Origin of the sequence: Spirillospora sp. CA-128828 (assembly GCF_050945415.1) — a bacterium.
Classification (GTDB): domain Bacteria; phylum Actinomycetota; class Actinomycetes; order Streptosporangiales; family Streptosporangiaceae; genus Spirillospora.
The window spans coordinates 7616649-7643495 of record NZ_CP191986.1 but is presented as its reverse complement, the minus strand read 5'-3'; the positions used below and the strand labels follow the sequence as shown (position 1 = coordinate 7643495).

24 protein-coding genes are annotated in these 26847 nt (G+C 72.3%); 12 read left to right on the top strand and 12 right to left on the bottom strand.

Going from position 1 to position 26847, the window contains the following annotated elements; genetic code table 11:
* Positions 1–102 precede the first annotated feature (102 nt).
* Complete coding sequence (locus ACQPXG_RS36705) at positions 103–684, top strand: hypothetical protein (RefSeq protein ID WP_433463732.1); 582 nt, start codon at positions 103–105, stop codon at positions 682–684.
* Positions 685–740: 56 nt separating this feature from the next.
* Here ACQPXG_RS36705 and ACQPXG_RS36700 read toward each other — a convergent pair whose 3' ends face one another.
* Positions 741–1046 (bottom strand): ArsR/SmtB family transcription factor, encoded by a 306-nt coding sequence (locus ACQPXG_RS36700; protein ID WP_433463731.1) that lies wholly within the window; start codon positions 1044–1046, stop codon positions 741–743.
* 198 nt (positions 1047–1244) lie between these two features.
* Between ACQPXG_RS36700 and ACQPXG_RS36695 the strand changes: the two genes are divergently transcribed.
* Genes ACQPXG_RS36695 through ACQPXG_RS36675 form a run of 5 tightly spaced genes read left to right on the top strand, consistent with a single transcriptional unit; the run spans position 1245 to position 7042 of the window.
* The gene (locus ACQPXG_RS36695) at positions 1245–2663 is read left to right on the top strand and encodes a family 2B encapsulin nanocompartment shell protein (RefSeq protein ID WP_433463730.1); all 1419 of its coding nucleotides are present in this window, start codon (positions 1245–1247) and stop codon (positions 2661–2663) included.
* Positions 2660–4030 carry a family 2B encapsulin nanocompartment shell protein gene (locus ACQPXG_RS36690; protein WP_433463729.1) on the top strand — a complete coding sequence of 457 codons (1371 nt, stop codon included), beginning with the start codon at positions 2660–2662 and terminating at the stop codon, positions 4028–4030. Before ACQPXG_RS36695 ends, ACQPXG_RS36690 begins: the two co-directional genes overlap by 4 nt.
* Positions 4031–4073: 43 nt before the next feature.
* Complete coding sequence (locus ACQPXG_RS36685; protein ID WP_433470115.1) at positions 4074–5153, top strand: family 2 encapsulin nanocompartment cargo protein polyprenyl transferase; 1080 nt, start codon at positions 4074–4076, stop codon at positions 5151–5153.
* 22 nt (positions 5154–5175) lie between these two features.
* On the top strand, positions 5176–6759 hold the full coding sequence (locus tag ACQPXG_RS36680; RefSeq protein WP_433463728.1) for a serine/threonine-protein kinase: 1584 nt from the start codon (positions 5176–5178) through the stop codon (positions 6757–6759).
* A gap of 31 nt (positions 6760–6790) precedes the next feature.
* Complete coding sequence (locus ACQPXG_RS36675) at positions 6791–7042, top strand: hypothetical protein (RefSeq protein WP_433463727.1); 252 nt, start codon at positions 6791–6793, stop codon at positions 7040–7042.
* A gap of 45 nt (positions 7043–7087) precedes the next feature.
* Here the strand turns inward: ACQPXG_RS36675 and ACQPXG_RS36670 are convergent, their stop codons facing one another.
* On the bottom strand, positions 7088–8305 hold the full coding sequence (locus ACQPXG_RS36670) for an ABC transporter substrate-binding protein (RefSeq protein WP_433470114.1): 1218 nt from the start codon (positions 8303–8305) through the stop codon (positions 7088–7090).
* A 269-nt stretch (positions 8306–8574) separates the two neighbouring features.
* On the opposite strand from ACQPXG_RS36670, the gene ACQPXG_RS36665 reads away from it, so the two are divergent.
* The 5 genes from ACQPXG_RS36665 to ACQPXG_RS36645 all read left to right on the top strand — a co-directional run bounded on the left by ACQPXG_RS36665 (position 8575) and on the right by ACQPXG_RS36645 (position 14303).
* Positions 8575–11223, top strand: coding sequence for a nitrate- and nitrite sensing domain-containing protein (locus tag ACQPXG_RS36665; protein ID WP_433463726.1), 2649 nt, complete (start codon positions 8575–8577; stop codon positions 11221–11223).
* A gap of 6 nt (positions 11224–11229) precedes the next feature.
* Entirely contained in the window at positions 11230–11607 is a 378-nt protein-coding gene (locus tag ACQPXG_RS36660) for a DUF742 domain-containing protein (protein WP_433463725.1), read from the top strand.
* On the top strand, positions 11588–12250 hold the full coding sequence (locus ACQPXG_RS36655) for a GTP-binding protein (protein ID WP_433463724.1): 663 nt from the start codon (positions 11588–11590) through the stop codon (positions 12248–12250). Before ACQPXG_RS36660 ends, ACQPXG_RS36655 begins: the two co-directional genes overlap by 20 nt.
* 13 nt (positions 12251–12263) lie before the next feature.
* A complete protein-coding gene (gene galT / locus ACQPXG_RS36650) occupies positions 12264–13316 on the top strand; it encodes a galactose-1-phosphate uridylyltransferase (RefSeq protein ID WP_433463723.1) in 1053 nt (350 codons plus the stop codon).
* A gap of 78 nt (positions 13317–13394) precedes the next feature.
* On the top strand, positions 13395–14303 hold the full coding sequence (locus ACQPXG_RS36645; protein WP_433463722.1) for a hypothetical protein: 909 nt from the start codon (positions 13395–13397) through the stop codon (positions 14301–14303).
* 97 nt (positions 14304–14400) lie between these two features.
* On the opposite strand, the gene ACQPXG_RS36640 is transcribed toward ACQPXG_RS36645, so the two are convergent.
* The 10 genes from ACQPXG_RS36640 to ACQPXG_RS36595 form a co-directional block, all read right to left on the bottom strand.
* The gene (locus tag ACQPXG_RS36640; protein WP_433463721.1) at positions 14401–14898 is read right to left on the bottom strand and encodes an OsmC family protein; all 498 of its coding nucleotides are present in this window, start codon (positions 14896–14898) and stop codon (positions 14401–14403) included.
* Positions 14899–15061: 163 nt separating this feature from the next.
* A complete protein-coding gene (locus ACQPXG_RS36635; protein ID WP_433463720.1) occupies positions 15062–15994 on the bottom strand; it encodes a LamG-like jellyroll fold domain-containing protein in 933 nt (310 codons plus the stop codon).
* Between the two features lie 69 nt (positions 15995–16063).
* Complete coding sequence (locus ACQPXG_RS36630; RefSeq protein WP_433463719.1) at positions 16064–18157, bottom strand: PQQ-dependent sugar dehydrogenase; 2094 nt, start codon at positions 18155–18157, stop codon at positions 16064–16066.
* A 126-nt stretch (positions 18158–18283) separates the two neighbouring features.
* The gene (locus ACQPXG_RS36625; protein ID WP_433463718.1) at positions 18284–19588 is read right to left on the bottom strand and encodes a hypothetical protein; all 1305 of its coding nucleotides are present in this window, start codon (positions 19586–19588) and stop codon (positions 18284–18286) included.
* 31 nt (positions 19589–19619) lie between these two features.
* Positions 19620–20420 (bottom strand): sugar phosphate isomerase/epimerase family protein, encoded by an 801-nt coding sequence (locus ACQPXG_RS36620; RefSeq protein ID WP_433463717.1) that lies wholly within the window; start codon positions 20418–20420, stop codon positions 19620–19622.
* Positions 20420–21499 (bottom strand): dihydrodipicolinate synthase family protein, encoded by a 1080-nt coding sequence (locus ACQPXG_RS36615; RefSeq protein WP_433470113.1) that lies wholly within the window; start codon positions 21497–21499, stop codon positions 20420–20422. Before ACQPXG_RS36615 ends, ACQPXG_RS36620 begins: the two co-directional genes overlap by 1 nt.
* Before the next feature lie 35 nt (positions 21500–21534).
* Positions 21535–22680 (bottom strand): Gfo/Idh/MocA family protein, encoded by a 1146-nt coding sequence (locus ACQPXG_RS36610; RefSeq protein WP_433463716.1) that lies wholly within the window; start codon positions 22678–22680, stop codon positions 21535–21537.
* 123 nt (positions 22681–22803) lie between these two features.
* Positions 22804–23613, bottom strand: a complete 810-nt coding sequence (locus ACQPXG_RS36605) for an ABC transporter ATP-binding protein (RefSeq protein ID WP_433463715.1) — start codon at positions 23611–23613, stop codon at positions 22804–22806.
* A gap of 20 nt (positions 23614–23633) precedes the next feature.
* Complete coding sequence (locus ACQPXG_RS36600; RefSeq protein WP_433463714.1) at positions 23634–24656, bottom strand: ABC transporter substrate-binding protein; 1023 nt, start codon at positions 24654–24656, stop codon at positions 23634–23636.
* Positions 24657–24753: 97 nt separating this feature from the next.
* Entirely contained in the window at positions 24754–25623 is an 870-nt protein-coding gene (locus tag ACQPXG_RS36595) for an ABC transporter permease (protein ID WP_433463713.1), read from the bottom strand.
* Between the two features lie 140 nt (positions 25624–25763).
* On the opposite strand from ACQPXG_RS36595, the gene ACQPXG_RS36590 reads away from it, so the two are divergent.
* A complete protein-coding gene (locus tag ACQPXG_RS36590) occupies positions 25764–26822 on the top strand; it encodes a LacI family DNA-binding transcriptional regulator (protein WP_433463712.1) in 1059 nt (352 codons plus the stop codon).
* The last annotated feature ends 25 nt before the right edge of the window (positions 26823–26847 follow it).

Genomic DNA, 26847 nt, shown 5'->3' with positions numbered 1-26847 from the left:
GAGCCCGGCGGCGTCCCCAGGAGCAGCGGTGCGGCGGCGATGGAACACCACGCCGCGGCCCGGTCGTTGTCCCCGTTCCGAACCGAGTGGAGGAGAAGGCGAGTGAGGATCCCCAAGCGCGTCAACACCGTCCTGGACTGGATGGAACAGCACTATCTCGCGCTTGCGGTGGTCCTCGCGCTGGTCGTGGTGGCGCTGGTGGCCACGCTCGCGCCGCCGGCCGCCGGCTTCCCGGCCGCCGGGTTCGTGCTCGGCGGGGCGGCGGGCGGCCTGCTCGTACACGTCCGGTTGAGCCGCCGCATCGCCCGCGCCCGCGCCGACGTCGACAACCTGCTCCGCGAGAACGGCGCGCTGCGGCACCGCAACACCGTCCTCGCCAGCGGGGTGATCACGCGGGAGGCGCAGGAGACGCAGGCCCTCGTCTCGATCCCGGAGGACGACCTGCTGGACGAGCCTGACGCCGGCCCCCAGGCCACCGCCACCCTTGACGAGCTGCTGGACGGCGGCGACCCGCAGACCACCGACGAGCTTCCCGGGCAGGACGGCGAACCCCAGACCACCGACGAGCTGCCCGATCAGGGTGGCGACCCGCAGCGCACCACCGTCCTGCCCGCGTTGCCGGACATCCTCGGCGACGACGCCGAGGACACCGCGAGGGCGCGGCGCAGGTCCCGGAAGGCGTGACCCGGGGCACTTCGCGCCGGGTCACGGCGGTGTCCCATCTCACTCGGTGTCCCGTGTCACTCGGTCGCGTCGAGGTGCTGTTCGAGAGCGTCCAAGCGTGAGCTCCATGCGCGTCTGTACGGGGCCAGCCACGCGTCCACCTCGGCGAGCGGCTCCAGGCGCACCTCGTAGACGCGGCGTTGCGCGTCCTGCCGCGATCGCACGAGTCCGGCGTCGCGCAGCACTCGCAGGTGCTTGGACGTTCCCGGCTGCGTGAGCCCCAGCCGCTCGACGAGTTCGCCCACCGGGCGAGGACGTTCGAGGAGCAGGTCCAGGATGTGGCGGCGGGTCGGCTCTGCGAGCACGGCGAACGCGGACGACATGACCTCATCATAACCGGCCGTTCATATGTCCTATGCGGCATATATGGGCGCACTATCGCGGGCCAGTGCGACTTGTGTGGCGGTTCGGGAGAGCAGAGGTGGTGGACATGGCTTATTGCGATCTGCCGATTACCGTCTGTAGCGTCGCCGTTGGCCGAAGACGGCCGCCTCCTGCCAGACCCACGACGAATCGGTGGTGTGGACGTGACGGAACAACAGCAGCAGCAGTTGAGCCTCGGTACCGCGGCGGCGCGCAACCTGGCGACCACGACCAAGTCCGTCCCGCAGATGCAGGGCATCACGTCGCGGTGGCTGCTGAAGCTGCTGCCCTGGGTGCAGGCGGCCGGCGGCGCCTACCGCGTCAACCGGCGGCTCACCTACACGCTCGGGGACGGCCGGGTGACGTTCGTGACGACCGGTGCCGACGTCCGGGTCATCCCGCGCGAGCTCGGCGAGCTCGCCCCGCTGCGCGGCTACGACGACGACCTGACCTTGGACGCCATCGCGGGGCGGTTCACCCAGCAGGAGTACGAGCCAGGTGACGTCGTCGTGGAGCGCGGACGTCCCATCGACCGCGTCGTCCTCGTCGCGCACGGCAAGCTCAGCAAGATCGGCGCGGGCGAGTACGGCGCCGACGCCGTCCTCGGGACGCTGGCCAACGGCGACTTCTTCGGCGAGCAGGCCCTCCTCGGGACGGACGAGGGCGAGGAGCCGGCCGAGTGGGAGCACACCGTCAAGGCCGTGACCGCCTGCACGATCCTCAGCATGAGCGACGCCGACTTCCAGGAGACGCTCGGCCAGTCCGCGTCCCTCCAGGCACACCTGGAGGAGTACCGGGCCAGCCCGTCGCGCGCGCACAACGCACATGGCGAGGCGGCGATCGAGCTGGCGTCCGGGCACGACGGCGAGCCGGTCCTGCCGGGGACCTTCGTCGACTACGAGGGCTCGCCGCGCGAGTACGAGCTGAGCGTCGCCCAGACCGTCCTGCGTGTCCACACCCGCGTCGCCGACCTCTACAACCAGCCGATGGACCAGGTCGAGCAGCAGCTCAGGCTGACCATCGAGGCGCTGCGCGAGCGGCAGGAGAACGAGCTGGTCAACAACCGCGACTTCGGCCTGCTGCACAACGCCGACCTGTCGCAGCGCATCCACACCCGCTCCGGCCCGCCCACCCCCGACGACATGGACGACCTGCTCACCCTCGTATGGAAGGACCCCGCGTTCTTCCTCGCGCACCCGAAGGCGATCGCCGCGTTCGGACGCGAGTGCAGCGCGCGCGGCATCTACCCCGACAGCGTGGACGTCGGCGGCCACAAGGTGCCCGGCTGGCGGGGCGTGCCCATCTTCCCCTGCAACAAGATCCCGGTCAGCCGGACGCGGACCAGCTCGATCCTGCTGATGCGCACCGGCGAGGCGGCGCAGGGCGTCATCGGCCTCCACCAGGTCGGGCTGCCCGACGAGTACCAGCCGGGACTGTCCGTCCGGTACATGGGCATCGACGAGAAGGCCCTCATCAACTACCTGGTCAGCGCCTACTACTCGGCCGCCGTCCTCGTCCCCGACGCGCTCGGCATGCTGGAGTCCGTCGAGATCGCGCAGGGCGGTACCGGCGCGTGACGGAGGAACGGCTGGCCCTCGGCACGCGGGCCGCGCGCAATCTCGCGACGACGACCAAGTCCGTCCCGCAGATGCGGGGTGTCACCCCGCGGTGGCTGCTGACGCAGCTGCCGTGGGTGCGGGCGGACGCCGGCACCTACCGGGTGAACCGCCGCCTCACCTACCGGCTCGGCGACGGGCTGGTGACGTTCCTCAACGACGGCGCGCGGGTCAGGGTCGTCCCGCCGGAGCTGGCCGAGCTGCCGCCGCTGCGCGGCCTGCCCGACCCCGCGATCCTGGACGGCCTCGCCGCGCGGTTCGAGCAGCGCGAGTACGGACCCGGCGAGGCGATCGCGGAGGCGGGCCGGCCGGCCGACGCGGTCCACCTCATCGCGCACGGCAAGGTCGAGGAGAGCGCGCCGGGCGAGTACGGAGCCGGCAGCCGGATCGGGATCCTCGCAGACGGGCGGTTCTTCGGCGAGGGGGCGCTCCTCGACGCGTCCGGCGCGTGGCCGCACACGTTCCGCGCTCTCACTCCGGCGACCGTCCTGTCCCTGCCGCGGGAGGCGATCGAGGAGCTGACCGACCGGTCCGAGGCGCTGCGCGCGCACCTGGAGGAGTACCGGGACGCGCCCGTCCCGGCGCAGACGAGGCACGGCGAGGCGGCGATCGAGCTGGCGTCCGGGCACGACGGCGAACCCGAGCTGCCCGGCACGTTCGCCGACTACGAGGCGTCGCCGCGCGAGTACGAGCTCGCCGTCACCCAGACGCTCCTGCGGGTTCACACCCGTGTCGCCGACCTCTACAACCAGCCGATGGACCAGGTCGAGCAGCAGCTGAGGATCACGATCGAGGAGATCCGGGAGCGGCAGGAGAACGAGCTGGTCAACAACCGCGACTTCGGCCTGCTGCACAACGCCGACCTGCGGCAGCGGATCCAGACCCGCGGGGGCCCGCCGACCCCGTACGACATGGACGAGCTGCTCGCGCGGCGCCGCAAGACCCGGTTCTTCCTCGCCCATCCGAAGGCGATCGCCGCGATCGGCCGCGAATGCACCCGCCTCGGCGTGTACCCGTCCCCCGTGGAGGTGGACGGACGCCGGGTGCAGGCATGGCGCGGCGTCCCCATCTACCCGTGCGACAAGATCCCGGTCACCCCGCGCGGGACCAGCTCGATCCTCGCGCTGCGCACCGGCGAGGACGACGGGGGCGTCATCGGCCTCCATCGCACGGGCCTGCCGGACGAGGTCCGGCCGGGCCTGTCGGTCCGGTTCACCGGCATCGACGACCGGGGGCTCCTGACCTATCTGGTCAGCGCCTACCACTCGGCCGCCGTGCTGGTGCCCGACGCCCTCGGCGTCCTGGAGAACGTCGAGATCGCCCGCTGACGAGAGGGGACGTGCCGTGCCAGCCTGGAGAGACGACCCGGCCGTGGTCCGCTGCGACCACCGTCCGGGGCCGGAGCACCGACCCCGCCCGGCGGCCGAGGTGCTCACCTGGAGCCGCCGCCTGCTCGACCCCGCGCTGCGGCGCGCGGTCGAGGCCATGCCGGACGCGATGCGCGGCGTCGCCTCGTTCCATTTCGGCTGGTGCGACGAGCGGGGGAGCCGGGCCGGCCGGCCCTACGTCCCCCCAAAGGGGACCGCGGCGGGCGGCAAGGCGATCCGTCCCGCGCTCACGCTGCTCGCCGCGGAGGCGGCCGGGGGGACGGCCGCGGCCGCCCTCCCGGCCGCCGTGGCGGTCGAGCTGGCGCACAACTTCTCGCTCCTGCACGACGACGTGATGGACGGCGACCTCACCCGACGGCACCGTCCGACCGCCTGGACCGTCTTCGGGACGAACGCCGCGGTCCTGGCCGGCGACGCCCTCCTCGCCGCCGCCTACGAGGTGCTCGCCGAGGAGCCGTCCCCGGCCGTCGCCCGAAGCGTCCGCATCCTCGCCCGCGCCGTCCTCGACCTGGTCGAGGGCCAGCACGCCGACCTGGCCTTCGAGGAGCGCGCCGACGTCACGCTCGACGAGTGCCTGGCCATGGCGAGCCGCAAGACCGGCGCGCTCATCGGCGCCGCATGCGCGCTCGGCGCCCTCCACGGAGGCGCCACCGCCGCCCGGACCGACCGCTTCCGCGTCTTCGGTGAGCGCCTCGGCCTCGCCTTCCAGCTCGTGGACGACCTGCTCGGCATCTGGGGCGATCCGGCCGTCACCGGCAAACCCGTCCACTCCGACCTTTGCAGCCGCAAGAAGTCGCTGCCCGTCGTCGCGGCCCTCACCTCCGGCACTCCCGCCGGCGCCGAACTGGCCGGGCTCTACCACCGCGGCGAACCCCTCACCGCCGAGGAGGCGGCACACGCCGCCGCCCTCATCGACGCCTCCGGCGGACGCGACTGGGCCACCGCCCACGCCGGGGAACTCCTCGCCGACGCCCTCACCGACCTCGACGCCGCCGGCGCGGACACAGCCCCCGCCGCCGAACTACAGGCCTTGGCTCACCTCATCACCCATCGCGATCACTGACCCGGCCCCTACACTGCAGGGCGTGCCGCCCCTCGAACCCGCCGACCCGCGACGGCTCGGCGCCTACCGGCTCACCGCCCGGCTGGGCGAGGGCGGTCAGGGCGTCGTCTACCTCGGGCAGGGGGACGACGGCGCCGACGTGGCGGTGAAGGTGTTCCACGGGCAACTGGCCGGCGACGCCGGCGCCGCCGACACGTTCACCCGTGAGCTGGAGGCGGCCAAGCAGGTCGCGCGGTTCTGCATCGCGCAGGTGCTCGACTTCGGGACGGAGGGGGAGCGCCGCTACATCGTCAGCGAGTACGTCGACGGGCCGCCGCTGAGCCGGGTCGTCGCCGAGGACGGTCCCCGCTCGGGCAGCGCGCTGGACCGGCTGGCGATCGGGACCGCCACCGCCCTCGTCGCCCTGCACGACGCCGGCGTGGTGCACCGCGACCTCAAGCCGCACAACGTGCTGATCGGCGCGGACGGCCCGCGCGTCATCGACTTCGGCATCTCCCGCGCGCTGTCCGGGGCGCAGACCATGGTCAGCCGCGCGGTCGGCACCCCCGCCTACATGGCGCCCGAGCAGCTCCGGCCGGGTGAGCTCGGTCCCGCCGTGGACGTCTTCGCGTGGGCGTCCACGATGGTCTTCGCGGCGACCGGGCGCGCGCCGTTCGGGAACGAGTCGATCCCGATCGTCTTCAACCGCATCGCGAACGAGGAACCGCCGCTCGACGCCGTGGAGGAGCCGTTGCGCGGGCTCCTCACGGAATGCTTCGCCAAGGACCCGGCGAGCCGTCCGTCCGCGCAGGAGGTCCTCGACCGTCTCGTCCGCCGGACCGGCCGCGCCCCGGCCTCACCCGCCGCCCTCGCCTCACCCGCCCCGCCCTCATCCACTGGGGCCGCTCCGCCGGCGCCGCCGGTCTCCCTGCCTGCCTCCCCGTCCGCGTCCCCGCCCGTGTCGCTGCCGGTACCGCCACCGGCGCCGCCTCCCGTGCTCCCGCGGGACGCCCCGCCGGCGCCCGCACCCGTGCCCAGGCCCGAAGGGGTGGCGGACGGCGAGGTGACCGTGCCGTCGCAGGGGCGCGGTGTACGAAGGGCGGGCGTCCTGGCCGGTGCGGGCGCGGCGGTGGCCGCCGTCGTCGCCGCCGTGTTCGCGGTCGCCTGGTTCACCGGCGGCGGCTCCGCGGGCGGTGACGACATCGGCGCGGCGTCGCGGCGCTCGGCCGGTGCGGCGGCCACGCCGTCGGCCGACGCCACCCGGGCGGGAAGCGGACGCGCGACCTCGGCGGCGGGACCGGGCGCGACACCGTCCGCCACCTCCAAGCTTCCGTCCACGCCGAAGCCGAGCCCCTCTGCGTCGCCGACCCGGCGCCCGAAACCCGTCCGGGTGGAGTTGGGGCCCGGACACTTCACCGCGTACTGCCAGAAGCTCGGCTGGGAGTGGGTCGAGTACCGGGAGACGCCGACCGCGGGCGCGTACTGCGTCAAGCGCAAGGGCGACACGATGAAGCTGACGCAGGCCCAGCTCGACGCGGGATGCCGGTGGCGGTACAGCGACCCCAGGGCCCGTCACTACTTCAAGGGAAAGTCGAACTACTGCTATGCGATGAAGCCCGCTTCCTGATCGAGCATTTGTTCGACTAGGGTGGTGTGCCGTGCAGGCGAACCGGGCGGGTGTCACCCGTGAACATGTGCCGGTCCTGTGTCCGGCGGGGCACCGGCTCGAACCGGGGCGGGTCATCGTCGGCTGGTCGCCGTGCGTGTGCCCGCCCTGCGAGGGGCGCGGCCGCGGGTTGCGGGGCCACCGCACCTATCTGTGCCTCGACTGCAAGGACGAGCACGTCACGACGAAGTGCTACCTGCCGCACCACGTCCCGTCCGAGAACGCCGTCTACCGCTGGCCCTGAGCCCGGGCGACGGTACGGCCCGGGCTCAGGGCCGGCGGTCAGCGGTCAGCCCTTGATCTGGGTCCAGGCCTGCGCCCAGCGGGAGTATTCGACGCACTTGCTCCCGCGGTCGTCGCCGCAGTCCTTCACTGGGGTCTTCCAGAACGCGAGGCGCCGGTAGAACTCGGGGTCGCCGACGTGGTAGGTCGAGCAGAAGCCCTTGGCGGTGTAGTTGCACGCCTTCGGGTTGGCGGGCGCCTCACCGAACCACTGCGCGACCTCGGCCTGCACCTTCGGCATCGTGATCCAGTTCATCCACTTGTACATGCAGGTCGGATGCTGGGCCTTCGAGGAGATCATCCAGGTGTCGGACCAGCCGGTGGCGCCCTCGTTCGGGATCGTCGTCGCGACCGGCGCCTTGTCCGTCATGGCCAGGTTCGCGGTCACCTGCCAGGCGGTGCCCGCGTAGTTGTAGCCGCTCTTGAACGACTGCAGTTCGTCCAGGTAGTTCGCCCAGTACTGGTTGACGTTCGGGCGCTGCTGCTTCAGCAGGTCGACCGCCGCGGTGAACTGCTTCTCGTCCAGCGCGTACACATCGGTGATCTTCAAGTCGGGGCGGTGCGTCTTCAGGTACAGCGCCGCGTCCGCGATGTAGATGGGGGAGTCGTAGGCGACGACGTGCCCGGCCGCGGGGGAGTCCTTGTCCCACACCACGCTCCAGGACGTCGGGCGTTGCGGGATCTTGTCCGTCCGGTACATCAGCATGTTGGCGCCGTAGCCGTGCGGGGCGCCGTACATCTGGCCGTCGACGGAGTTGTACGGCTGTTTCTTCAGGTACTTGGCGATGTCGTCGTAGTTCGTGAGCAGCCCGGTGTTGATGGGCGAGACCGTCCCGCCGTAGATGAGCCGGAGGCTGGCGTCGCCGGACGCCGACACGCCGTCGTACCGCCCGGTCTGCATGAGCGAGACCATCGAGTCGGAGGTGTCGGCCACCTTCGTGTACACCTTGCAGCCGGTCGCCTTCGTGAACGGCGTGACCCAGTCGACCTTCGGGTCGTTCGACCCGTTCTCGGCGTAACCCGCCCAGGCGACCAGGTCGAGCCGGCCCTCGGGAGTGCCGAGCTCCTGCATCATCGGGACGTCGGGCACCGCCGCCGTCTCGCCGGAGCCGTCGCTGCATCCGCCGGCGAACACCGCCGCGATCAGCGCGCCCGCGGCGAGCAGGATCCGGCCGCGGCGGGCCGGCGGCCGGACGGATGTTGTCGCGAGCGGAGTACGAACCATCACGGTGAGGCATCGTAGGGGTATTTAGGGCAGTCTGTACGCACAAAACGTGATGAGCTGGAAACTGTCGACACACAACGCCGTACAGTCTTAGGCTCTCCTGCGTTCCGCCCGCGCGACCCGTTCCGCGCAGTCGTTTCGCCCGACCGTCCCGAGTGGAAAGTTCAGCCGCAGTGCCAAATCGAGGCCGCACCACGGACTCAGCCGCAGGTCACCGGCGGGCCCCCAAGGCCGCGCGATTCCGATCCATCCGTTTCAAGGTCGTCCTGATGGTCACCGTCTCGGTGGTCTCGCTCGGCGTGCTGTGGGCCTTCGCCGCGAGCATCGCGCTCGGCGAGGGGCTCAACCTCCGGCATGTCAAGACCGTCCAGGAGCACTACGGCTACCCGTCCGGCGCGCTCGGCAGCGCGCTGCAGGCCGAGCGGCGACTGTCGATGGTCTACCTCGGCAGCCGCACGGAGGGCGACCGCGCCTCCATGGAGTCCGGCCGCCTGGTCACCGACCGGCAGACCGACCTGTTCCGCCGGCTCGCGGCGGACGAGGGCGCCCGCGGCGTCGCGCCGGAGAACACCCGGCGGCTCGCTGACAAGATCGTCAAGGAGCTGGACGGGCTGGACGACCGGCGCCGTTCCATCGACACCGGCAGGACGGACCGGGCGCGCGCGTTCGACGACTACACCTCACTGCTCGGCGACGTCGGCTCGCTGCAGGGCTCCCTCTCCACGCTGGACAACTCCGAGGTCGCCAAGGACGCCCGCAACGAGGCGTCGCTGACGCGCGCCCGCGAGGTCCTCGCGCAGGAGGACGCGCTGCTCGCCGGCGCGCTCGCCGCCGGCGGGATGACGGCCACGGAGCACGCCCAGTTCGTCAAGCTCGTCGGCACCCAGCGCAGCCTCTACCAGTACTCGGCGACCGAGCTGCGCCCCTCCGACCAGGACTACTACCAGCGCGTCGTCGGGATGCCCGAATACAGCCGGTTCCGCGTCCTGGAGGACCGTTTCGTCGCGTCCTCCCGGCTGGTCCGGTCCTCCGCCGCCGACGGCGGCGTCCTGTGGAAGACCACCGCGGACTCCAACCTCACCCGGCTCCGCGGCCTCGAACTGGCGGTGTCCGCGGGCGCCGAGAAGCGCGCCGAGCCGATCTCCGAGGGCATCATCACCCGCGTCGTCCTCTCCGGGGCGCTCGGGCTGGTCGCCGTCGTCGCCACCCTCGTCCTCGCGATCTGGGTCGCCCGGTCCATCATCCGCGAGCTCCGCCGGCTGCGCCGCGAGGCGATCGACCTGGCCGACGTCCGGCTGCCCGGGGTGATCCGCCGGCTGCGGCACGGCGAGGAGGTGGACGTCGCCGCCGAGGCGCCGCCGCTCGCCTTCGGTACCCGCGAGATCGACCAGGTCGGGGACGCGTTCAACGCCGCCCGGCGCACCGCGATCCAGAGCGCGGTCGAGGAGGCCACGCTCCGCCGCAACGTCAGCGACGTGTTCGTCAACCTCGCCCGCCGCAGCCAGACGCTGCTGCACCGCCAGCTCAAGCTGCTGGACTCGATGGAGCGCCGCATCGAGACCCCCGACGACCTGGAGGACCTGTTCCGGGTCGACCACCTCGCCACCCGCATGCGCCGGCACGCGGAGGGCCTGATCATCCTGTCCGGGCAGGCGCCCGGCCGCGGCTGGCGCAGCCCGGTCACGATCGTGGACGTCGCCCGCGCCGCGGCGTCCGAGGTCGAGGACTACACCCGGGTCAACGTCGCCCCGATGACCCGGGCCGCGATCGTCGGGCCCGCCGTCGCGGACGTCATCCACCTGCTCGCCGAGCTGATCGAGAATGCCACCGCGTTCTCGCCGCCGCACACGACCGTCCAGGTGCAGGGCCAGGCGGTCTCGCACGGCTTCACGCTGGAGGTCGAGGACCGCGGCCTCAGCATGGACGAGCAGAGCCTCGCCGCCGCCAACGAGCGGCTCGCCACCGCCGCCGAGTTCGACCTGTCCGACAGTGCCCAGCTCGGCCTGTTCGTCGTCGGGCGGCTCGCGCGCCGGCACGGCATCAAGGTCACGCTGCGGACGTCCCCGTACGGCGGCATGACCGCGATCGTGCTGCTGCCCGAGGAACTCGTCGTCCCGGACGAGGGGGACATGCCCCACGTGCCGCCGGCCCTCACCACCCGCCGCGCGGAGGACGCGCTCGTCCCCGTCGGCACGATCCTCGGCGACGTCCGCCACAACGCCCCGCAGCCCGGCCTTGAGCAGGGCTACGACCAGGGCGGTTCCGTGCTGCGGCTGCCGTCCGGACGGCACGCGGCGGCGGCCCCGCCGGAGGACCCGCTCGTCCAGCCCCCGCCGCCCGGCGGCTCGTTCGGGTCACCCGCCGCGCGTCCGCCCACGCCTCCGCCCACGCCCATGGCTCCGCCCACGCCCGTGCCGCCGCCCACGCCCGTGCCGCCGCCCACGCCCGTGCCGCCGCCCACGCCCGTGCCGCCGCCCGCGGCCTCGTCCACATCGCCGCCGGAGGATCCGGACGCGCTGACCGGGCCGATCCCGGTGTTCGAGGAGCCGATGCAGGGACCGGTGCCGGCGCCGCGGCCGGCCCCCTCGCCCTGGGGCGACGCACCGGCCGTGCCCGAGGCCCAGCCGGCGTGGCCCTCCACCGCCCCGCCCGCCTCGCCAGGCGTCCCGCGCTCGCCCCGCGAGGTCCGCCGCCGCCCGCCCAGCGGCTCCGGCGGGGCAGAGCGTCCCCCGTTGCCGAAGCGCGCGCGGCAGGAGAACATGGCCTCGCAACTGCGCGAGGACCAGTCCGCGACGCCCGCGCCCGCTCCCGCGGCGCGCGCCGGCCGGTCGCCCGAGGAGCTGCGGTCGATGATGTCGTCCATTCAGCAGGGCACCCGGCGCGGCCGCGCCGAGTCCCTCGACAACGAGGAATCGTGACGGACCATGACCGGTCCTGGCAGCGAATGGCTCGATGACGAGGCCGGGCCGATCGTCCGGTCGTACGCGCTCACCCGCGGCCGGGCCAGGCCCGCGACCAGCGAGGCCTTCGACATGATCACGATCGTCTCGACCACGGCGCGGCCCCGGTCGGGTTCGCCCGGCATCGGCCCCGAGCACCTGGACATCCTGGAGATGTGCCTCCAGCCGCAGCCGGTCGCCGAGATCGCGGCCCGGATGCGGCTGCCCCTGGTCGTCGTGCGGGTGCTCCTCGGCGACCTCCTGCACCACCGGCTCATCACCGCCGCCCGCCCCCAACAGGAGAGCGCGCTCTCCAAGGAACGTCTGCTGAGGGAAGTGCTCCATGGTCTCCAAGCCCTCTGAGAACCCGGAACCCGGAGGGGTCGCCGGGGGGCGTGGGGGGTCGTCCCCCCACTCGGGACAGGTTCCCGCGGCCCCGGTCGCGGTGAAGATCCTCATCGCCGGGGGGTTCGGGGTCGGCAAGACGACCCTCGTCGGCGCCGTCAGCGAGATCCGCCCGCTGCAGACCGAGGAACTGCTCACCGACCGGGGCGTCGGCGTCGACGACACCGAGGGCGTCGAGCAGAAGACCACCACCACGGTCGCGATGGACTTCGGCCGCATCACGATCCGCGACGGCCTGATCCTCTACCTGTTCGGTACACCCGGCCAGGACCGGTTCTGGTTCATGTGGGACGAGCTGTCCTACGGCGCGCTCGGCGCCGTGGTGCTCGCGGACACGCGGCGGCTCGCGGACTGCTTCCCCGCCGTCGACTACTTCGAGAACCGCGGGCTGCCGTTCCTCATCGCGGTCAACTGCTTCGAAGACGGCTACGACTACACGCCCGACGAGATCCGGGAGGCGCTCGACCTCGCCGACTCGACCCCGGTCGTCCTCTGCGACGTCCGGGAGCGCTCGTCCGGCAAGGAGGTGCTGACCACCCTGGTGAGGCACCTCCTCGCCGTCCACGAGGCCGAGACGCAGGCAGGCGCCCCGGCGCTGTAGGCTGCCGGGCGAGATGAACCGGACACGCGCACGGCTTTCGGACGGCCGCGAGATCATTTACTACGACGAGGCGCCGGGCCGGGTGCCCGTCCCGGACCCGCGCGGGCTGCCGCCCGTCGAGCCGGTGTGCGAGACGCGCCGCGACCCGCTGACCGGCGACCACGTCACGATCACCGCGCACCGCAACACGCGCACGTTCCTGCCGCCCGCCGACCAGTGCCCGCTGTGCCCCGGCGGCCCCGCCTCGGAGATCCCGGACGCCTCCTACGACGTCGCGGTGTTCGAGAACCGCTTCCCGTCGTTCGACGTCCGCACGCCGCCGGTGCCGCCCGCGATCGACGGCGTGGAACGTGCCCGCGGCGCGGGACGCTGCGAGGTCGTATGCTTCACCGACGACCACTCGGCCTCGATGTCGCGGCTGCCGGTCTCCCGGGTCCGGACGGTCATCGACGCGTGGGCCGACCGCACCGCCGACCTGTCCGCCGTCCCCGGCGTGTCACAGGTCTTCGTGTTCGAGAACCGGGGCGTCGAGATCGGCGTGACCCTGCACCACCCGCACGGCCAGATCTACGCCTACCCGTTCGTCACCCCGCGCACCGAGCGCATGCTCGCGATGGCCGCCGCCCGCCCCGGGCTGTTCGGCGACGTCCTGAAGGCGGAGGCCGCGGGCAGCAGGGTGGTGCTCTCGGGCGAGCACTGGACGGCCTACGTCCCGGCCGCCGCCCGGTGGCCGGTCGAGGTGCACCTGATGCCGCACCGGCACGTTCCCGACCTCGCGGCCCTCGACCCAGGCGAACGCGACGAACTGGCCGTCCTCTACCGGGACCTCCTGCGCCGCTGCGACGCCCTCTACGGCACGCCGCTCCCGTACGTCGCGGGCTGGCACCAGGCACCGGTCGGCGAGGGCCGCGACCTGCTCCGCCTGCACCTGGAGCTGTTCTCCGTCCGGCGCGCCCCCGACAAGATCAAGTTCCTGGCCGGCTCGGAGTCGGGCATGGCCGCCTGGATCAACGACGTCCCGCCGGAGGACATCGCCGCGCGGCTCCGCGCCGTCACCGCCGGCTGAGCGGGGATCCGTCACGGGGGGACCGCGTTTTCGCGACTCCGTGGAACGATCTCAGCCGGGTGGCCTACTCTCCCTCGCATGCCGGAAAGCGGGCTGGCGGAACTGCTGGCGCAAGGGTCCTTCGACGGCGTCGCCGCCACCGCGGAGGGGCCGCCGCTGGCCTTCGCCTCCCAGGCGGGCCAGGGCGCGAACACCGGACGGGCATGGGACCCGGCCGCCGGGTCGCCGCTCGGCCCCCCGCTCCCCGACTTCCCCGCCGACCGGGCGGCGTGGGTGTTCGGCGCCCCCGCCGGCTCGCCGACCGTCGCCTGGACGTTCCGCGACCGCCTCCACGTCCACGACCTGCACACGGGCCACGAGCTGGCGCTGGACGGGCAGCCCGACCTCCTCGCCTTCGCCGTCCACCACGGGCGCGCCGCCGTCGTCGCGGTCTTCGGCCCCGCGAACGACGCCCAGGTCGTCGTCCGGGACGCCCTCACCGGTGACGGCCTGGCCGACTTCACCGTCTGGCTCGGCCACCGGACCGCCATCGACCGCTCGGTCCTCCATGCGACGCCCGCGTCCGGCCCCCTCATCGGCCTGCCAGGCGACTCCGCGGTCGGCCTCCTGGACGTGGAGCGCGGAGAGGAGATCGCCGCCCTGCCGTCCACCTGCGCGCTTCTGGCCCCGTCCCCGGACGGCCTGGTCCTCGTCGAGCCGACGTCCACGGCCCTGACCGTCCGCGGCCTGGACGGCGACCGGCTGGCGACACTGCCGACACCCGCCCCCTGCGACCACGTGACCGCCGCCCTGGTGGACGGCCGCCTCCTGGTCGCCGCCGTCCGTCGAGACGACCCCCGCACACTCCTGGCCTGGAACCCTGAGACGCCCGAGCCGTCCCACCACATCGAGCTTCCGGCCCCCGCCAACGACCTGGCCCTGACCCCGGCCGGCACCCTCCTGGCCGCCACCGAATCCGGCCTCTACAAAACCCGGCCATGCCTCTAGGCACCGCCCCGCGTCCAGGCAGCCGGAAGGGCCGGCCGCTCCTCGACCGCCGCCATGTCGACGGTCTCCGCCGGTGGGCAGGGCGGCTGGAGCGGCGCTAGGAGGTGACGGAGAGGTCGGGTGACGAGGCGAGGGTCTGGAGGACCACGCAGTAGCGCTCGGTCAGGCGGAGGAGCGTGGCCATGTCCTCGTCGGTGGCGTCGGTGTCCAGGTCGAAGCTCAGCCGGATCGCGCGGAAACCCACGGGGGTCTGCTTGTCCACGGCCAGGGTGCCGCGGAAGTCCAGGTCGCCCTCCGCCCGGACGGTGCCGCCGCGGACGTCGATCTCCAACGCGGTCGCGACCGAGCGCAAGGTGACTCCGGCGCAGGCGACCAGCGCCTGCAGCAGCATGTCGCCGGAGCACAGGTCGGTGCCGTCGCCGCCGGCCGCCGGGTGCAGCCCGGCCACCGCCAGCGCGCGGCCCGTCTCCACCGAGCATGCGATGCCCTCGTCCAGCCCACCCGACGCGCGCAAGGTCACGAGGGCCGAGCCGGGGTCGTCCCGGTACCGGGCCTTGAGCGGCCCCTGCAGGGTTCTCAGCTCCTGGCTCTTCATCACGCCCCCGTTCGATGTCCGGCACTCTCGATGATGCCCCGTATGCCCGGATCGGCAACGCCCTCAGGGGCGGCCCATTACGTGGGAGGCAATGAACCCGGCCGCCCCATGGACCGGAACGCGTCCTGGTCCATGGGGCGGCCGGGTCGAGCGGCGGCTGGTGTCAGCGCTTCGCGAACTTGTACTGGATGGCCGCCTCCTTGGCGCTGATGGCGCGGTCCAGGAACATAAGGCCGTCCATGCGGCAGTTGCAGGGGTTCCTTTCGACGGTGTTCTGCGGGAAACTGCCGCCGATCTTGATGCCGCGGGGGTCCGTGGCGGACGTGAGGTCGGGTTCGGGGGCGCCTTCGAGCTTCCACGGGTCGCCGGCCACGGTGTAGAAGCCGGGGAGCGGCTCGCCGTCCTTGTAGAGCGCCATCTGCCCGGTGTCGTAGTCGAACGTCGCGGCGAGATGCACCCAGGTGTTCTGGGGGAGGATGCTCTGCCAGTCCTCGTTCGCCGCGAACGTCTGGGAACTCGATCCGTCCACGCGGCGGCCCAGCGCGACGACGTGGAGCGTGCCGCCGACGTCGATGATCTCCAGCAGGGCACGGACGGCGTGCCCGTCGGAGTCACCGGTGAGCAGCCCGGAGAGCCCGATCGCGTTGTACATGTCGGTCGGGTTGGACGTGACGGTGTTGGGGCTCGGGTTCGTCCCGGTCATCTTGAACCAGCCCATGAGGGTGGCGCCCTTGGCGGCGTTGAACGCGCGCAGGGACGGGACGCCGGTCGCGGAGTAGGTCCCCGCCTTCCAGTCGTCGTTCCCCGCCGCGGTCGGGTTCACCTGCTGGAGCTGGATGGCGTGCCGCCGCGCGCCGTCGCGGACCCGCATCGCGGCGCCGCCGTTGATCAGGTCGATCGTGGTCCCGGACCGTCCGCGGTCGGCCTCCCGGGCCGGGTCGCCGGGCACGGGATGCTCGAAGTCGTAGTAGGAGATCAGGTTCTTCTTGAGGGGCGGGAAGACGCCGCCGGTCGAGGCCTGGGCCGGGGCGGCGACGGAGAGGGAGGCTCCCAGCAGCACGGTCACGAGTGCGGCGGGGCCGCGGCGAATGAGCATTTTATCTGTCGACTCCTTGGAGCCCTCCGGGCGGGCGACGGGGGGCCGAAGCCCGCCCGGAGGAGGCCGTTACTTCGCCGGGGTTCCGCGGACCGTGAGGTCGCGGAGCCGGCCGATGTTGTCGAACGAGCCGAAGCCCACCCGGCCGGAGCCGAGCGTCTTGTCGATGGTCGTGAAGACCGGGCGGGACGCCCCGTCCACGTACACGGCCGTCTCGCCGGTGTCCGCGCAGCGCGTCACGCTGACCCGGTGCCAGGCCTCGTCCTTGATGGACGGCGGGGCGCCGTGCGACCGGTTCGCGTTCCACTGCTGGTCGATCCGCAGCCGGTCCGCGCCGTTCACCAGGAAGATCCCGTTGTGCGGGTAGATGGTGTTGTCGCTGGACAGATGGGCGTAGTAGAAGTGTGTGTCGTCCTGGTAGCCGAAGACGACGATCACGTCCCGGTTGCTGACCGACACCGGCGTATCGAGCCGTACCTGGGCGTCGATCCGCGTCGAGGTGAGCGCCGGTCCCTTGTTGAGCACCGCGTACTCGAACGGGCGGCGCGGCCCGGGGCGCTGCTCACCGGCCTCGGCGAGGATGACCTGGTCACCCGGGAACTGCCACTTGGACGGGGTGACCGGCGACCAGTTCTTGCCGTCCATCACGTGGCCGATCCTGACCGGGCCCGCCTTGCAGGACGCGAACCGCTTCGTCCCGACGACCTTCCAGATCTTGCCGTTGGCCTTGGCGAGCAGGTACGGCTCGCCCTGCGCGTCCGACCCGTACCGCAGGTCGACGCGCTTGTCGCCGGCCAGCTCCTGCATCGTGACGGGCTTGCCGGACGTGTCGTACGCCGTCATCGAGTAGATCTGCGCGCGGTTCGTGCCCGTCGCGTCGTGCTTCATCTCCGACTCTTCGGTGTACATGAGCCGGCCGTCCACGATGTCGGTGAACAGGTACTTGCCGCGCAGCGCGGGCAGCTTGGCGCCCCGGTAGACGTAGCCGCCGGAGATGGCGTGGCCGGTGTCGCTGCTGCAGTTCCAGTCGGCGGGCGGGTCGTGGTCGTAGGCCGCGAGCGGGTACTCGTACTTGTTCTTGGCGTCGTCCGCGGGCAGCGGGTACAGGTGGCAGCGGTCGTCCTTGCGGAACGTGAACGCGCCCTCCCGCTCGCTCCACCCGATGTTCGCGCCGGCGTAGAGCTCGTGGATCGACTCGATCTCGTGCTCGCCGATGTGCGCAAGGAACATCCGGTGCGTCCCGCCGGTGTCCCAGCTGAACCGGTGCGGGTCGCGCATGCCGTAGGCGTAGATCTCGCCGACCTTGCCGGCCTGCCCGGCGTACGGGTTGTCGGCGGGGATGCCGTACTTGCCGTTGGCGCTGTTGTTCCCGGCCGGGTCGATCCGCAGGACCTTGCCCTGCGGGACGCCGAGGTTCTGCGGGTCGCCGCCGTTGTCGCCGACGTTGCCGTTGCCGCCGTCGCCGACCGACAGGTAGAGCTTGCCGTAGTCGGCGTCGCCGGGACGGGCGTTGGGGTTGAAGTCGATCTGCTGCAGGTTGTGGATCCGCCCGGCGAACCCGATGCGCAGGAGTTCCCGGTGCGTGCCGGAGAAGGTGTTCGACTTCGGGTCGGACGCCGTCCACTCGTCGATGACGCCGTGGTAGCCGGTCTTCGGCTGCGGCGTGAGGTCGGGGGTCTTCGTCGTCAGCGCGTTCCCCGCCTCGACGTGCGTGGTGTAGAACTTGCCGTTCTTCGCGAAGTCGGGGTGGAACGCGACGAAACCGAAGCCTTGTCCGAGCCCGGCCTGGGAGAAGAAGTCGGGCGCGAAGGTGGCGCCGACGTCGAGGTAGACGCGCTGCTTGCGGGTCTTCTTGTCGAGCAGGTACAGCTTGCCGTTCAGGTCGGGCACGTACAGGCGGCCCGAGTGGTCGGGGACCTCACCGACGTAGTTGATGCGGTTCCACCGCAGCAGCCGCGGGTCGGTCGGGGTGCCGGTCGGCGTCGACTTCGGAAGCTGCGCGACCTCCTGCAGCACGAGGCCGAGGCCGGAGGGGGCGGGGTCGTCGGGGATCGGATCGAGGATCGGCGCGTCGTCCCGCGCCTGCGCCGCCGGCGGTACGGCGAGCAGCGGCAGCAGCAGCGCCGCGATCGTGAGGAGACACCATTTGAGGTTTCTTCGCATTCCGGCCGTCCAAGGGTGGGGGTAGTGGTGGCTGGAAAGCGCTTTCTGGAAGCGCTTTCCCGAAACTACGACCGCCTTCGCCCCACGTCAAGAACGAGTTTGGTCCCGCCACATGTGGACATCGCGTCACGTCCGCATCCGGAGCCCCCACACGTGGACGAGCGTCCCGGCCACCGAGACGACCAGTCCGATGAGCGCGGCGGCCGTGTGCCCGGCCAAGGTCAGCGCCACGGCCACGGCGGCGCCGGGCGCCCAGATCCACGTCGCCACGGGCCGCCCCGGGCGGCCGCGCCGCCGTCGCGCCGCCTCCGCGGCCATCGGCGGCACGAGCGCCGGCAGCGCCGCCGCCAGGACGGTCAGCCACTCGAGCAGCATGCGGTCGATCCGCAAGGCGGCGAGCACCGCGCCCGGCACCGAGATCGCCAGAACGGCGGCGGCCTGCCGCCGGTCGATCCGCGGCCGCCGGAACCGCGCACCACCGCCTGCAGCGACGCGACCCGGAATCCCCGTACCGGCCTCACCCGCCACACCGGACGTGCTCACTCCGGGCAGGAAACGGCGGACCGCGAGGGTGCCGGAATGGACGGCGGCCAAGGTCGGAGCGATGACCGAGGCGGCGACGAACAGGTTCGCGGCCGGCAGGCCGTCCGGGCCCGCCAGCACCGCGACGACGTCGGTGGATCCGCTGGTCGCCGCGACCCCGGCGCCGACGATGGAGGCGCCGAGCGCCGGGCCGACGAGGAGCGCGACGCAGGCCGCGAGGTCGCCGCGTCCGCGCAGGCCGACCGTGAAGTCGGGGGCCCGCACCGAGAACACCGACACGTACCCGACGTAGCCGGCGAGGTCGGCGACCAGGACGCCGGGCGGGCCGTCCCTGGAGAACGTCACCGGCGACGTGGCCGGCGCGAGCCGCACCGCGACGATGCCGATCAGCGCGATCGCAGTGAGAGTGGTGACGACTGCGACCGCGTTCCACCGTCCGCCGCCCGCGATCAGCACCGCGACCAGCGGAACGGTCAGCACCGCGACGCCGGCCGCGTCCGGGACGCCGCCGAGCGCCGCGGCGGCCGCCCCGCCGAGGCCGACGTTGAACCCGAACCAGCCGACCATCGCGACCGCGAGCAGCGCGGTGAACGCGCGCTCGGCGACCGGCGGCAGGTAGCGGGGCGCCAGTTCGGTCATGCCGGCGGCCTCTCCGGCCGGCGGCCGCAGGCCGAGCCGCCCCTGCGCGGCGAGCAGCGCCGCCATGACGCCGCCGCCGACCACGAGGACGACCACGGGCAGCGCGCCGTCGTGCCGCCCGCCGATCTGCGCGCCGAGGACGAGCGCGCCCGGCGCCGTCCCGATCCCGAGCCAGGCGCCTGACGCGGCCCGCCAGGTTCGTCCTGCCTCGGGCGACCCGGACCTGCGGCGAGCCGTCCGGGCGGTCACGGCACGGCGCCGGAGAGCGCGGGCCGGCGCGTCACGCGACGTGCTCGTCGTAACGGGTCAGGGTCAGGGCGAGGGCTTCCGGGCCGGGCATGGCCCAGACGGCGTCGTTGAAGATCTCCACCTCGATCGGCCCGGTGTAGCCGGTGGCGTCGACCGCCTCGCGGAAGCGGCGCAGCTCGACGCAGCCGTCGCCGAGCATGCCGCGCCCGGTGAGGACGCCCTCGGGCAGCGGCGTCACCCAGTCGGCGACCTGGAACAGGGACAGCCGGCCCTCCTCGCCCGCGCGGGCGAGTCCGGTCCAGACGTCCGGGTCCCACCACAGGTGATATGTGTCGATCATGACGCCGACCTGGGAGGACGGGAAGGGCGCCGCCATGTCGAGCGCCTGGCCGAGGGTGGCGACCACGCACCGGTCCGAGCAGTACATCGGGTGCAGCGGTTCGAGCGCGAGCTGGACGCCGTGCTCGCCCGCGTAGGGCGCGAGCTCACCCAGGAGGTCGGCGACACGCGCCCGCGCGCCGTCCAGGTCGCGGGATCCGTCCGGCAGCCCGCCGCTCACCAGGCAGAGGACGCCCGTGCCCAGTTCGGCTGCCTCCTCGATGGCGCGGCGGTTGTTCTCCAGCGCGTCCGGCTCCTGGAAGAAGCCGCCCCGGCACAGGGACGTGACGGTCAGACCGTGGTCGCGCATGAGCTTCCCGGTCCGCGCCAGGCCGTACTCGGCTACGGGCTCGCGCCAGAGGCCGACACCCGTCACGCCGGACGACGCACAGCCCGCGGCAAGGTCGGGCAGCGGCCAGTACCGGGTCGTCCACTGGTTCAGGCTGAACCTCATCAGGCGGCTCCCTGGACGGTCAGCCACGCGCGCATCCGGTCCGCCGCCATGCCGGGGTCGGGGAAGAGGCCGGCGGCGTCGGCGAGCTGGAAGAGGCGGACCATGTGCGGCACGGAACGTGCGGTCTCCAGCCCGCCGACCATGCGGAAATGCCGCTGGTGGCCGGTCAGCCAGGCCAGGAACACCACACCCGTCTTGTAGTAGTAGGTGGGGGCCTCGAAGAGATGGCGGGCCAGCGGCACGGTCGGGGCGAATATCTCCTCGTAGGACGCGGTGTCGCCGCCGTCAAGCGCCCGCAGGGCAGCGGCGGCCGCGGGTGCGATCGGGTCGAAGATGCCGAGCAGCGCGTCGCTGTACCCCTCGGAATCGCCCTGGATCAGCTCCGGGTAGTTGAAGTCGTCCCCGGTGTAGAGCCGGACGCCGGACGGCAGCCGGCGGCGGAAGGCGATCTCCCGCCCCGCGTCCAGCAGCGAGATCTTGACTCCGTCGATCCGGGACGCGTGCTCACCGATCAGGGCGAGGACCGCGTCGGCCGCGGCGTCCAGATCGGGCGAGCCCCAGTAGCCCTCCAGTGCGGGGTCGAACATCGGGCCGAGCCAGTGCAGGACGGCGGGCCGCTCGACCTGCGCCAGCAGCCGCCCGTACACGGCGGCGTAGTCGTCCGGGCCCCGCGCGGCGGCGGCCAGATGGCGGCTGGCCATCAGGACCGGTACCGCGGAGACCGACGCGATGACGGCGAGCTGCTCCTCGTACGCGGCGACGATGTCGTCCAGGGACGCGGGGCCCGGGGGGAGCTGGTCGGTGCCCGCGCCGCAGACGATCCGGCCGCCCTCTGAAAGCGCTTCCTCACCGCTCCGCACGATGAGCTCGCGGGTCGTCGTCCAGTCCAGGCCCATGCCGCGCTGCGCGGTGTCCATCGCCTCCGCGACGCCCAGCCCGTACGACCACAGGTGGCGGCGGAACGCCAGCGTCGTGTCCCAGTCGAGCGAGTCGCCGCCGGGCACCACATGCGCGGCCGCGTACGCGACCCGCGACGAGCTGGGCCCGGGAGGCGGCTCGTAGATGCGCGGCTCGCCCATCGTGTAGGGGGCGAGCGACCCGGGGAGATCTATCTTCACAGCTCCGGAACCTCCAGGCGGCGCCCTTCGCGCCAGGCCCGCAGCCCCAGTTCGGCGAGCTGCACGCCGCGCGCGCCGGCGTAGAAGTCCCACGGGAACGGGCCGTCGTCGGCCACGTGCCGCAGGAACATCTCCCATTGCGCCTTGAACCCGTTGTCGAACTCGACGTTGTCCGGGATCTCCTGCCACTGCGAGCGGAAGTCCTCGGTGGCGGGCAGATCGGGGTTCCACACCGGCTTCGGCGTCATCGACCGGTGCTGGACGCGGCAGCGCCGGAGCCCGGCGACCGCCGAGCCCTCCGTCCCGTCCACCTGGAATTCGACCAGCTCGTCGCGGAACACCCGCGTCGCCCAGGACGAGTTGACCTGCGCGACGATCCCGCCGTCCAGCTCGAAGATCCCGTACGCGGCGTCGTCGGCGGTCGCCTCGTACGGCTTGCCGTCCTCGTCCACCCGCTCGGGGATGTGGGTCGCCCCGAGCGCCTGGACGGACCGCACCGGAGCGATCACCCCGTCCAGCACGTACCGCCAGTGGCAGAACATGTCGAGGATGATCCCGCCGCCGTCCTCGGCCCGGTAGTTCCAGCTCGGACGCTGCGCGTCCTGCCAGTCGCCTTCGAACACCCAGTAGCCGAACTCGCCGCGCACGGACAGGATCCGGCCGAAGAAACCGCCGTCCACCAGGCGCTTCAGCTTCAGCAGGCCCGGCAGGAACAACTTGTCCTGGACGACGCCGTGCTTGACGCCCGCCTCGTCCGCGAGCCGCGCGAGCGACAGCGCGCCCTCAAGGTCCTCGGCCAGCGGTTTCTCGGTGTAGATGTGCTTGCCCGCCGCGACGGCCGCGCGGATCGCGTCGGCCCGCGCGCCGGTGACCTGCGCGTCGAAATAGACGTCGATCTCCGGACGCGCCAGCGCCTCGGCCAGGTCGGTCGTCCAGGCGGTCAGCCCGTGCCGCTCCGCGAGGTCGCGCAGCTTGGCCTCGCTGCGGCCGACGAGCACGGGCTCCGGCCACAGCACGGTGCCGTCGGCCGTTCGGACGCCGCCCTGCTCCCTGATCGCGAGGATCGAGCGAAGGAGATGCTGGCGGTACCCCATGCGGCCGGTGACGCCGTTCATGACGATCCCGATGGACCTGCGTGCCATCCCGTTCCTTCCTAGCCTGTCGTTTAAATCGATGGTCGGCGTGTTGCTCTTAGGGAGGCGACCCCCAGCCCCGGAGGGCTGATCGGTCGCCTTCCTTCCGCTGGGCCCGCTGCGGGCCGCCGGTCAGTCCGCCGCCGCACCCGTGCCGAGGAGTCCCCGGACACGGCCCGTGACGCGGGCGAACTCGGGCTGCGCCATGGTGGCCGCGTAGTCGCGCTCGGCCGGCAGGTCGACGTCGATGATCTCGGCGATCGAGCCGGGCCGGTCGGTCATGACCACGACCCGGTTCGCCAGGTACGCCGCCTCCGCGATCGAGTGCGTGACCAGCAGGACGGTCGTCCCGGTCTCCCTCCAGATCCGGTTCATCTCGATGTTGAGCTGCTCCCGGGTGAGCGCGTCGAGGGCGCCGAACGGCTCGTCCATCAGCAGGACCGGCGGCTCGTGCAGCAGCGCCCGGCACAGCGCGACCCGCTGCTGCATTCCGCCGGACAGCTCGTGCGGCAGCGCGTCCTCGAACCCGGTCAGGCCGGTCATCTCGATCAGCTCGGCGGTCCGCTTCCGGGCCTGCTCGGACGGCATCTTGCGCATCTCCGCCTGGAGCAGGATGTTCTTGCGGGCGCTGCGCCATTCCAGCAGGGCGGCCCGCTGGAACACGTACCCGATGTCGTGGCGCGGGCCGGCGACGTCGTCGCCGCGCAGCCGGACGCTCCCGGACGAGGGCTTGAGCAGCCCCGCGACCAGCTTGAGCAGCGTGGACTTTCCGCAGCCGGACGGCCCGACGATCGCGACGAACTCGCCCATCGGGACGTCCAGCGAGACCTCGCGCAGGGCCGTCACGTCGCGCTTGCGGGTGCGGAACCGGACGGCGACGCCGTCGAGGCTGACGGCGGTCTCCCGCTCGGTCTCGTCCGTTCCGGTGGCTGACTCGCTCATGATCCTCATCGCTCGTCCCGTCATGTCTGCGGCGCGGCGGACGCCTGCCAGTACTCCGACGGCGCCTGCGCCTTCCCGATGACGCCGGCCTGCTGGAAGGTGGCGATCGTGGTCTTCCAGTCGTCCTCGGTGTTGACGCCGGGCGCCTTGCCCTGCGTCGCCGGGGTGTGCAGCAGCGTCAGCGTGGTCTTGAACTGCTCGGCGAGGACCTTGCTCGGCGGGAGCTGCTCGGACGCGCCGGCCATGCTCGCGACGGCGCCCGCCTGGTCGCCCTCCGCCGCCGTCCACGACTCGCTCGTGGCCGCGACCATCTTCTTGACGACGTCGGCGTCGCTCTTCAGCTTCCGCTCGCCGACGATCAGGCCGTTGGAGTAGAAGTTCAGCCCGAAGTCGGAGTACCGCAGGTACGAGATCTCCTTGCCGGACTTGTCGGCCATCGTCGGGCCCTGGTCGTTCGCGAAGCCCATCAGCCCGGCGGTCTTGCCGGACAGCACCGCGGCCATCTTCCCGGCGGGGTCCGTGTTCTGGACCGGGACGTCGCTCTCGCTCAGCCCGTTCTTCTTCAGGAACACCGGGAAGGTGCGCGCCAGCGCGTCCCCGGCCGTCCCGGCGATCTTCTTGCCCTTCAGGTCGGCCGGCTTCTTGATCCCGGCCGAGGCGAACGACTGCACCGACGCGGGCGTGGTCTGCAGGAAGACCCCGACGCTCTTGACCGGCAGCCCCTTGTCGACGGCGGACAGCAGCGCGGGCGTGTCGGCCCAGCCGAAGTCCGTCTGCCCGGCGCCGGCGGCCTGGACGGTCTTCTGCGAGCCCTGGCCCGCCTTGATCTCCAGGTCGATGCCGTGCTTCTCGTAGATGCCCTTCTTCTTGCCGTAGTAGAACGGCGCGTGCTCTCCGTAGGGGTACCAGTTCAGGGTCAGCGTGACCTTGGTCAGCTTCTTGCCCGAGGCGCTGGTGGTCTCGTCGGAGTCCCCGCCGCAGGCGGCGGCGGACAGCGCCACGACCGGAACCAGGGCGGCGATGGCGAGAGTGCGGAGTTTCATTCGGACGGCCCTCCGTAAAAGGGGTGGGTTGTCTCGGCCGTTGGTATGTCGGATGGTCTGCCCGGCGGATTCCGGGCGGACGTTCTGTGAGGCGGGTTCAGTAGGCGGTCGTGACCGCGTCGCCGCGGCGGCTGGCATGCCACGGGAGCAGCAGTTTCTCCGCGACTTCGACGATCACGAACATCACGACGCCGATGGCGGACATGACCAGCAGCCCGGCGAACAGCATCGGGGTGTCGATGTTGCCGTTGGCCTGCAGGATCACGTAGCCGAGCCCCTCGTTCGCGCCGACGAACTCGCCGACGACGGCGCCGGTGACGGCGAGCGTGACCGCGACCTTCAGGCCGGAGAACAGGTGCGGCAGCGAGGCCGGCAGCCGGATCTTGACGAACGTGGCCAGCGGGCCGGCGCCCATCGTGGCGGACAGCTGGAGCATCTCCGGGTCCACCGCCTTCAGCCCGGCGACCATCGAGATCACCACCGGGAAGAACGCGATCAGCACCGCCACGACGATCTTGGGACCGATGCCGAAGCCGAGCCAGACCACGAACAGCGGGGCGATCGCGATCTTCGGGACGACCTGCGCGAACAGCAGGATCGGGTAGAGGGTGCGCTCGACCGTGGTCGAGTACACCATGATCACCGCGGCGGCGACCCCGATGAGCACCGCGAGTGCGAAGCCGATCAGGGTCTCGTACGTGGTGACCCAGGTGTGGTGCCAGATGTAGCCCCACTTGTCGGCCATCACGCGCAGCGTCGCGCCCGGCGAGGGGACGAGGTACGCCTCGACCAGCTTGAACGCGCTCACCGCCCACCAGGCGGCGAAGCAGGCCAGCAGCAGCGCGACGGGCCGCCACGACCGTTCCAGGCCGTCGCGGATCCGCTCGCCCGCGCCGGGCCGGCCGCGTTCGACGACGCCCGCCGCGTCCGCCTGGGGCGTCGCGGTCGTCGTGCCCTGACTCACCATGGGTTCCTCCGGGACGGGTGCCTGTGAAAGCGCGTTCAGAAAGCGCTTTCTGATGTACCGTAAGAAGCGGCGCATGGCGCGGTCAAGAGGGTCTTCGTCAGGAACCCGCCGCGTTGACCCGCGTCGACCTAGGGGGCGTGATGACGGAAGCGGCCGAGGAGGAGCGCGCCGGCGACCGGGCGTACGTGACCCTGCAGGACGTCGCGCGGGCGGCCGGCGTCTCGCTCGCCACCGCGTCCCGCGTCCTGAACGGGACCTCCCAGGTCCGCGCCGACCTGCGGGAACGCGTGCTCGCCTCGGCGGCCGAGCTCAGCTACACGCCGAACGCGCACGCGCAGGCGCTGGCCAGCTCGTCCAGCAAGTCCGTCGGGGTGATCTGCCACGACGTGAGCGACCCCTACTTCGCCGCCGTCGCCCGCGGCGTGATGCGCACCGCCGCCGAGTACGGGATGCTCGTGATGCTCGCCAGCACGTTCCGCGACCCGTCCCGCGAGATCGAGTACGTGGCGATGCTGCGCGCCCAGCGGGCCCGCGCGATCCTGCTCATCGGCTCCGGCTTCGAGGACCGCGACTGGGAGCGCTCGATGGCCGCCGAACTGGACCCCTACCAGCGCACCGGCGGCCGCGTCGCCGTCCTCAGCCGGCACCGCAGCCTGAAGGTGGACGCCGTCCTGCCACAGAACCGGGAGGGCGCCGCCGCCCTCGCCCGCGCGCTGCTCGACCTCGGCCACCGCTCCTTCGGCGTGCTGAGCGGCCCGCGCGAGCTGACAACCGTCTCCGACCGGCTCGGCGGGTTCACCGAGGCCCTTGCCGACGCGGGAGTCCGGGTCGCGCCCGAGCACGTCGTCGAGGCCCCGTTCACCCGTGACGGCGGCTACGCGGCGGCGACCGAGATGCTCCGCCTCAAGAACCGCCCGACCTGCGTGTTCGCCGTCACGGACGTGATGGCGATCGGAGCCCTCGCCGCGTTCCGCGACAACGCCGTCTCCGTCCCGGGCGACATCTCGCTCGCCGGCTTCGACGACATCCCGATCGTCCGCGACCTGACTCCGCCGCTGACCACCGTCGCGCTTCCGCTGAACGTGATGGGCGAGCGCGTCATGGGGCTGGCGCTGCGCGAACCGGCGGCCCGCCGCAGCCGCATCGAGCGCGTCACCGGCGAGGTCGTGCTGCGCGCGAGCACCGCCCCGCCCAACTGACCCGCGGCGCGCCCGCCGTCCCCCC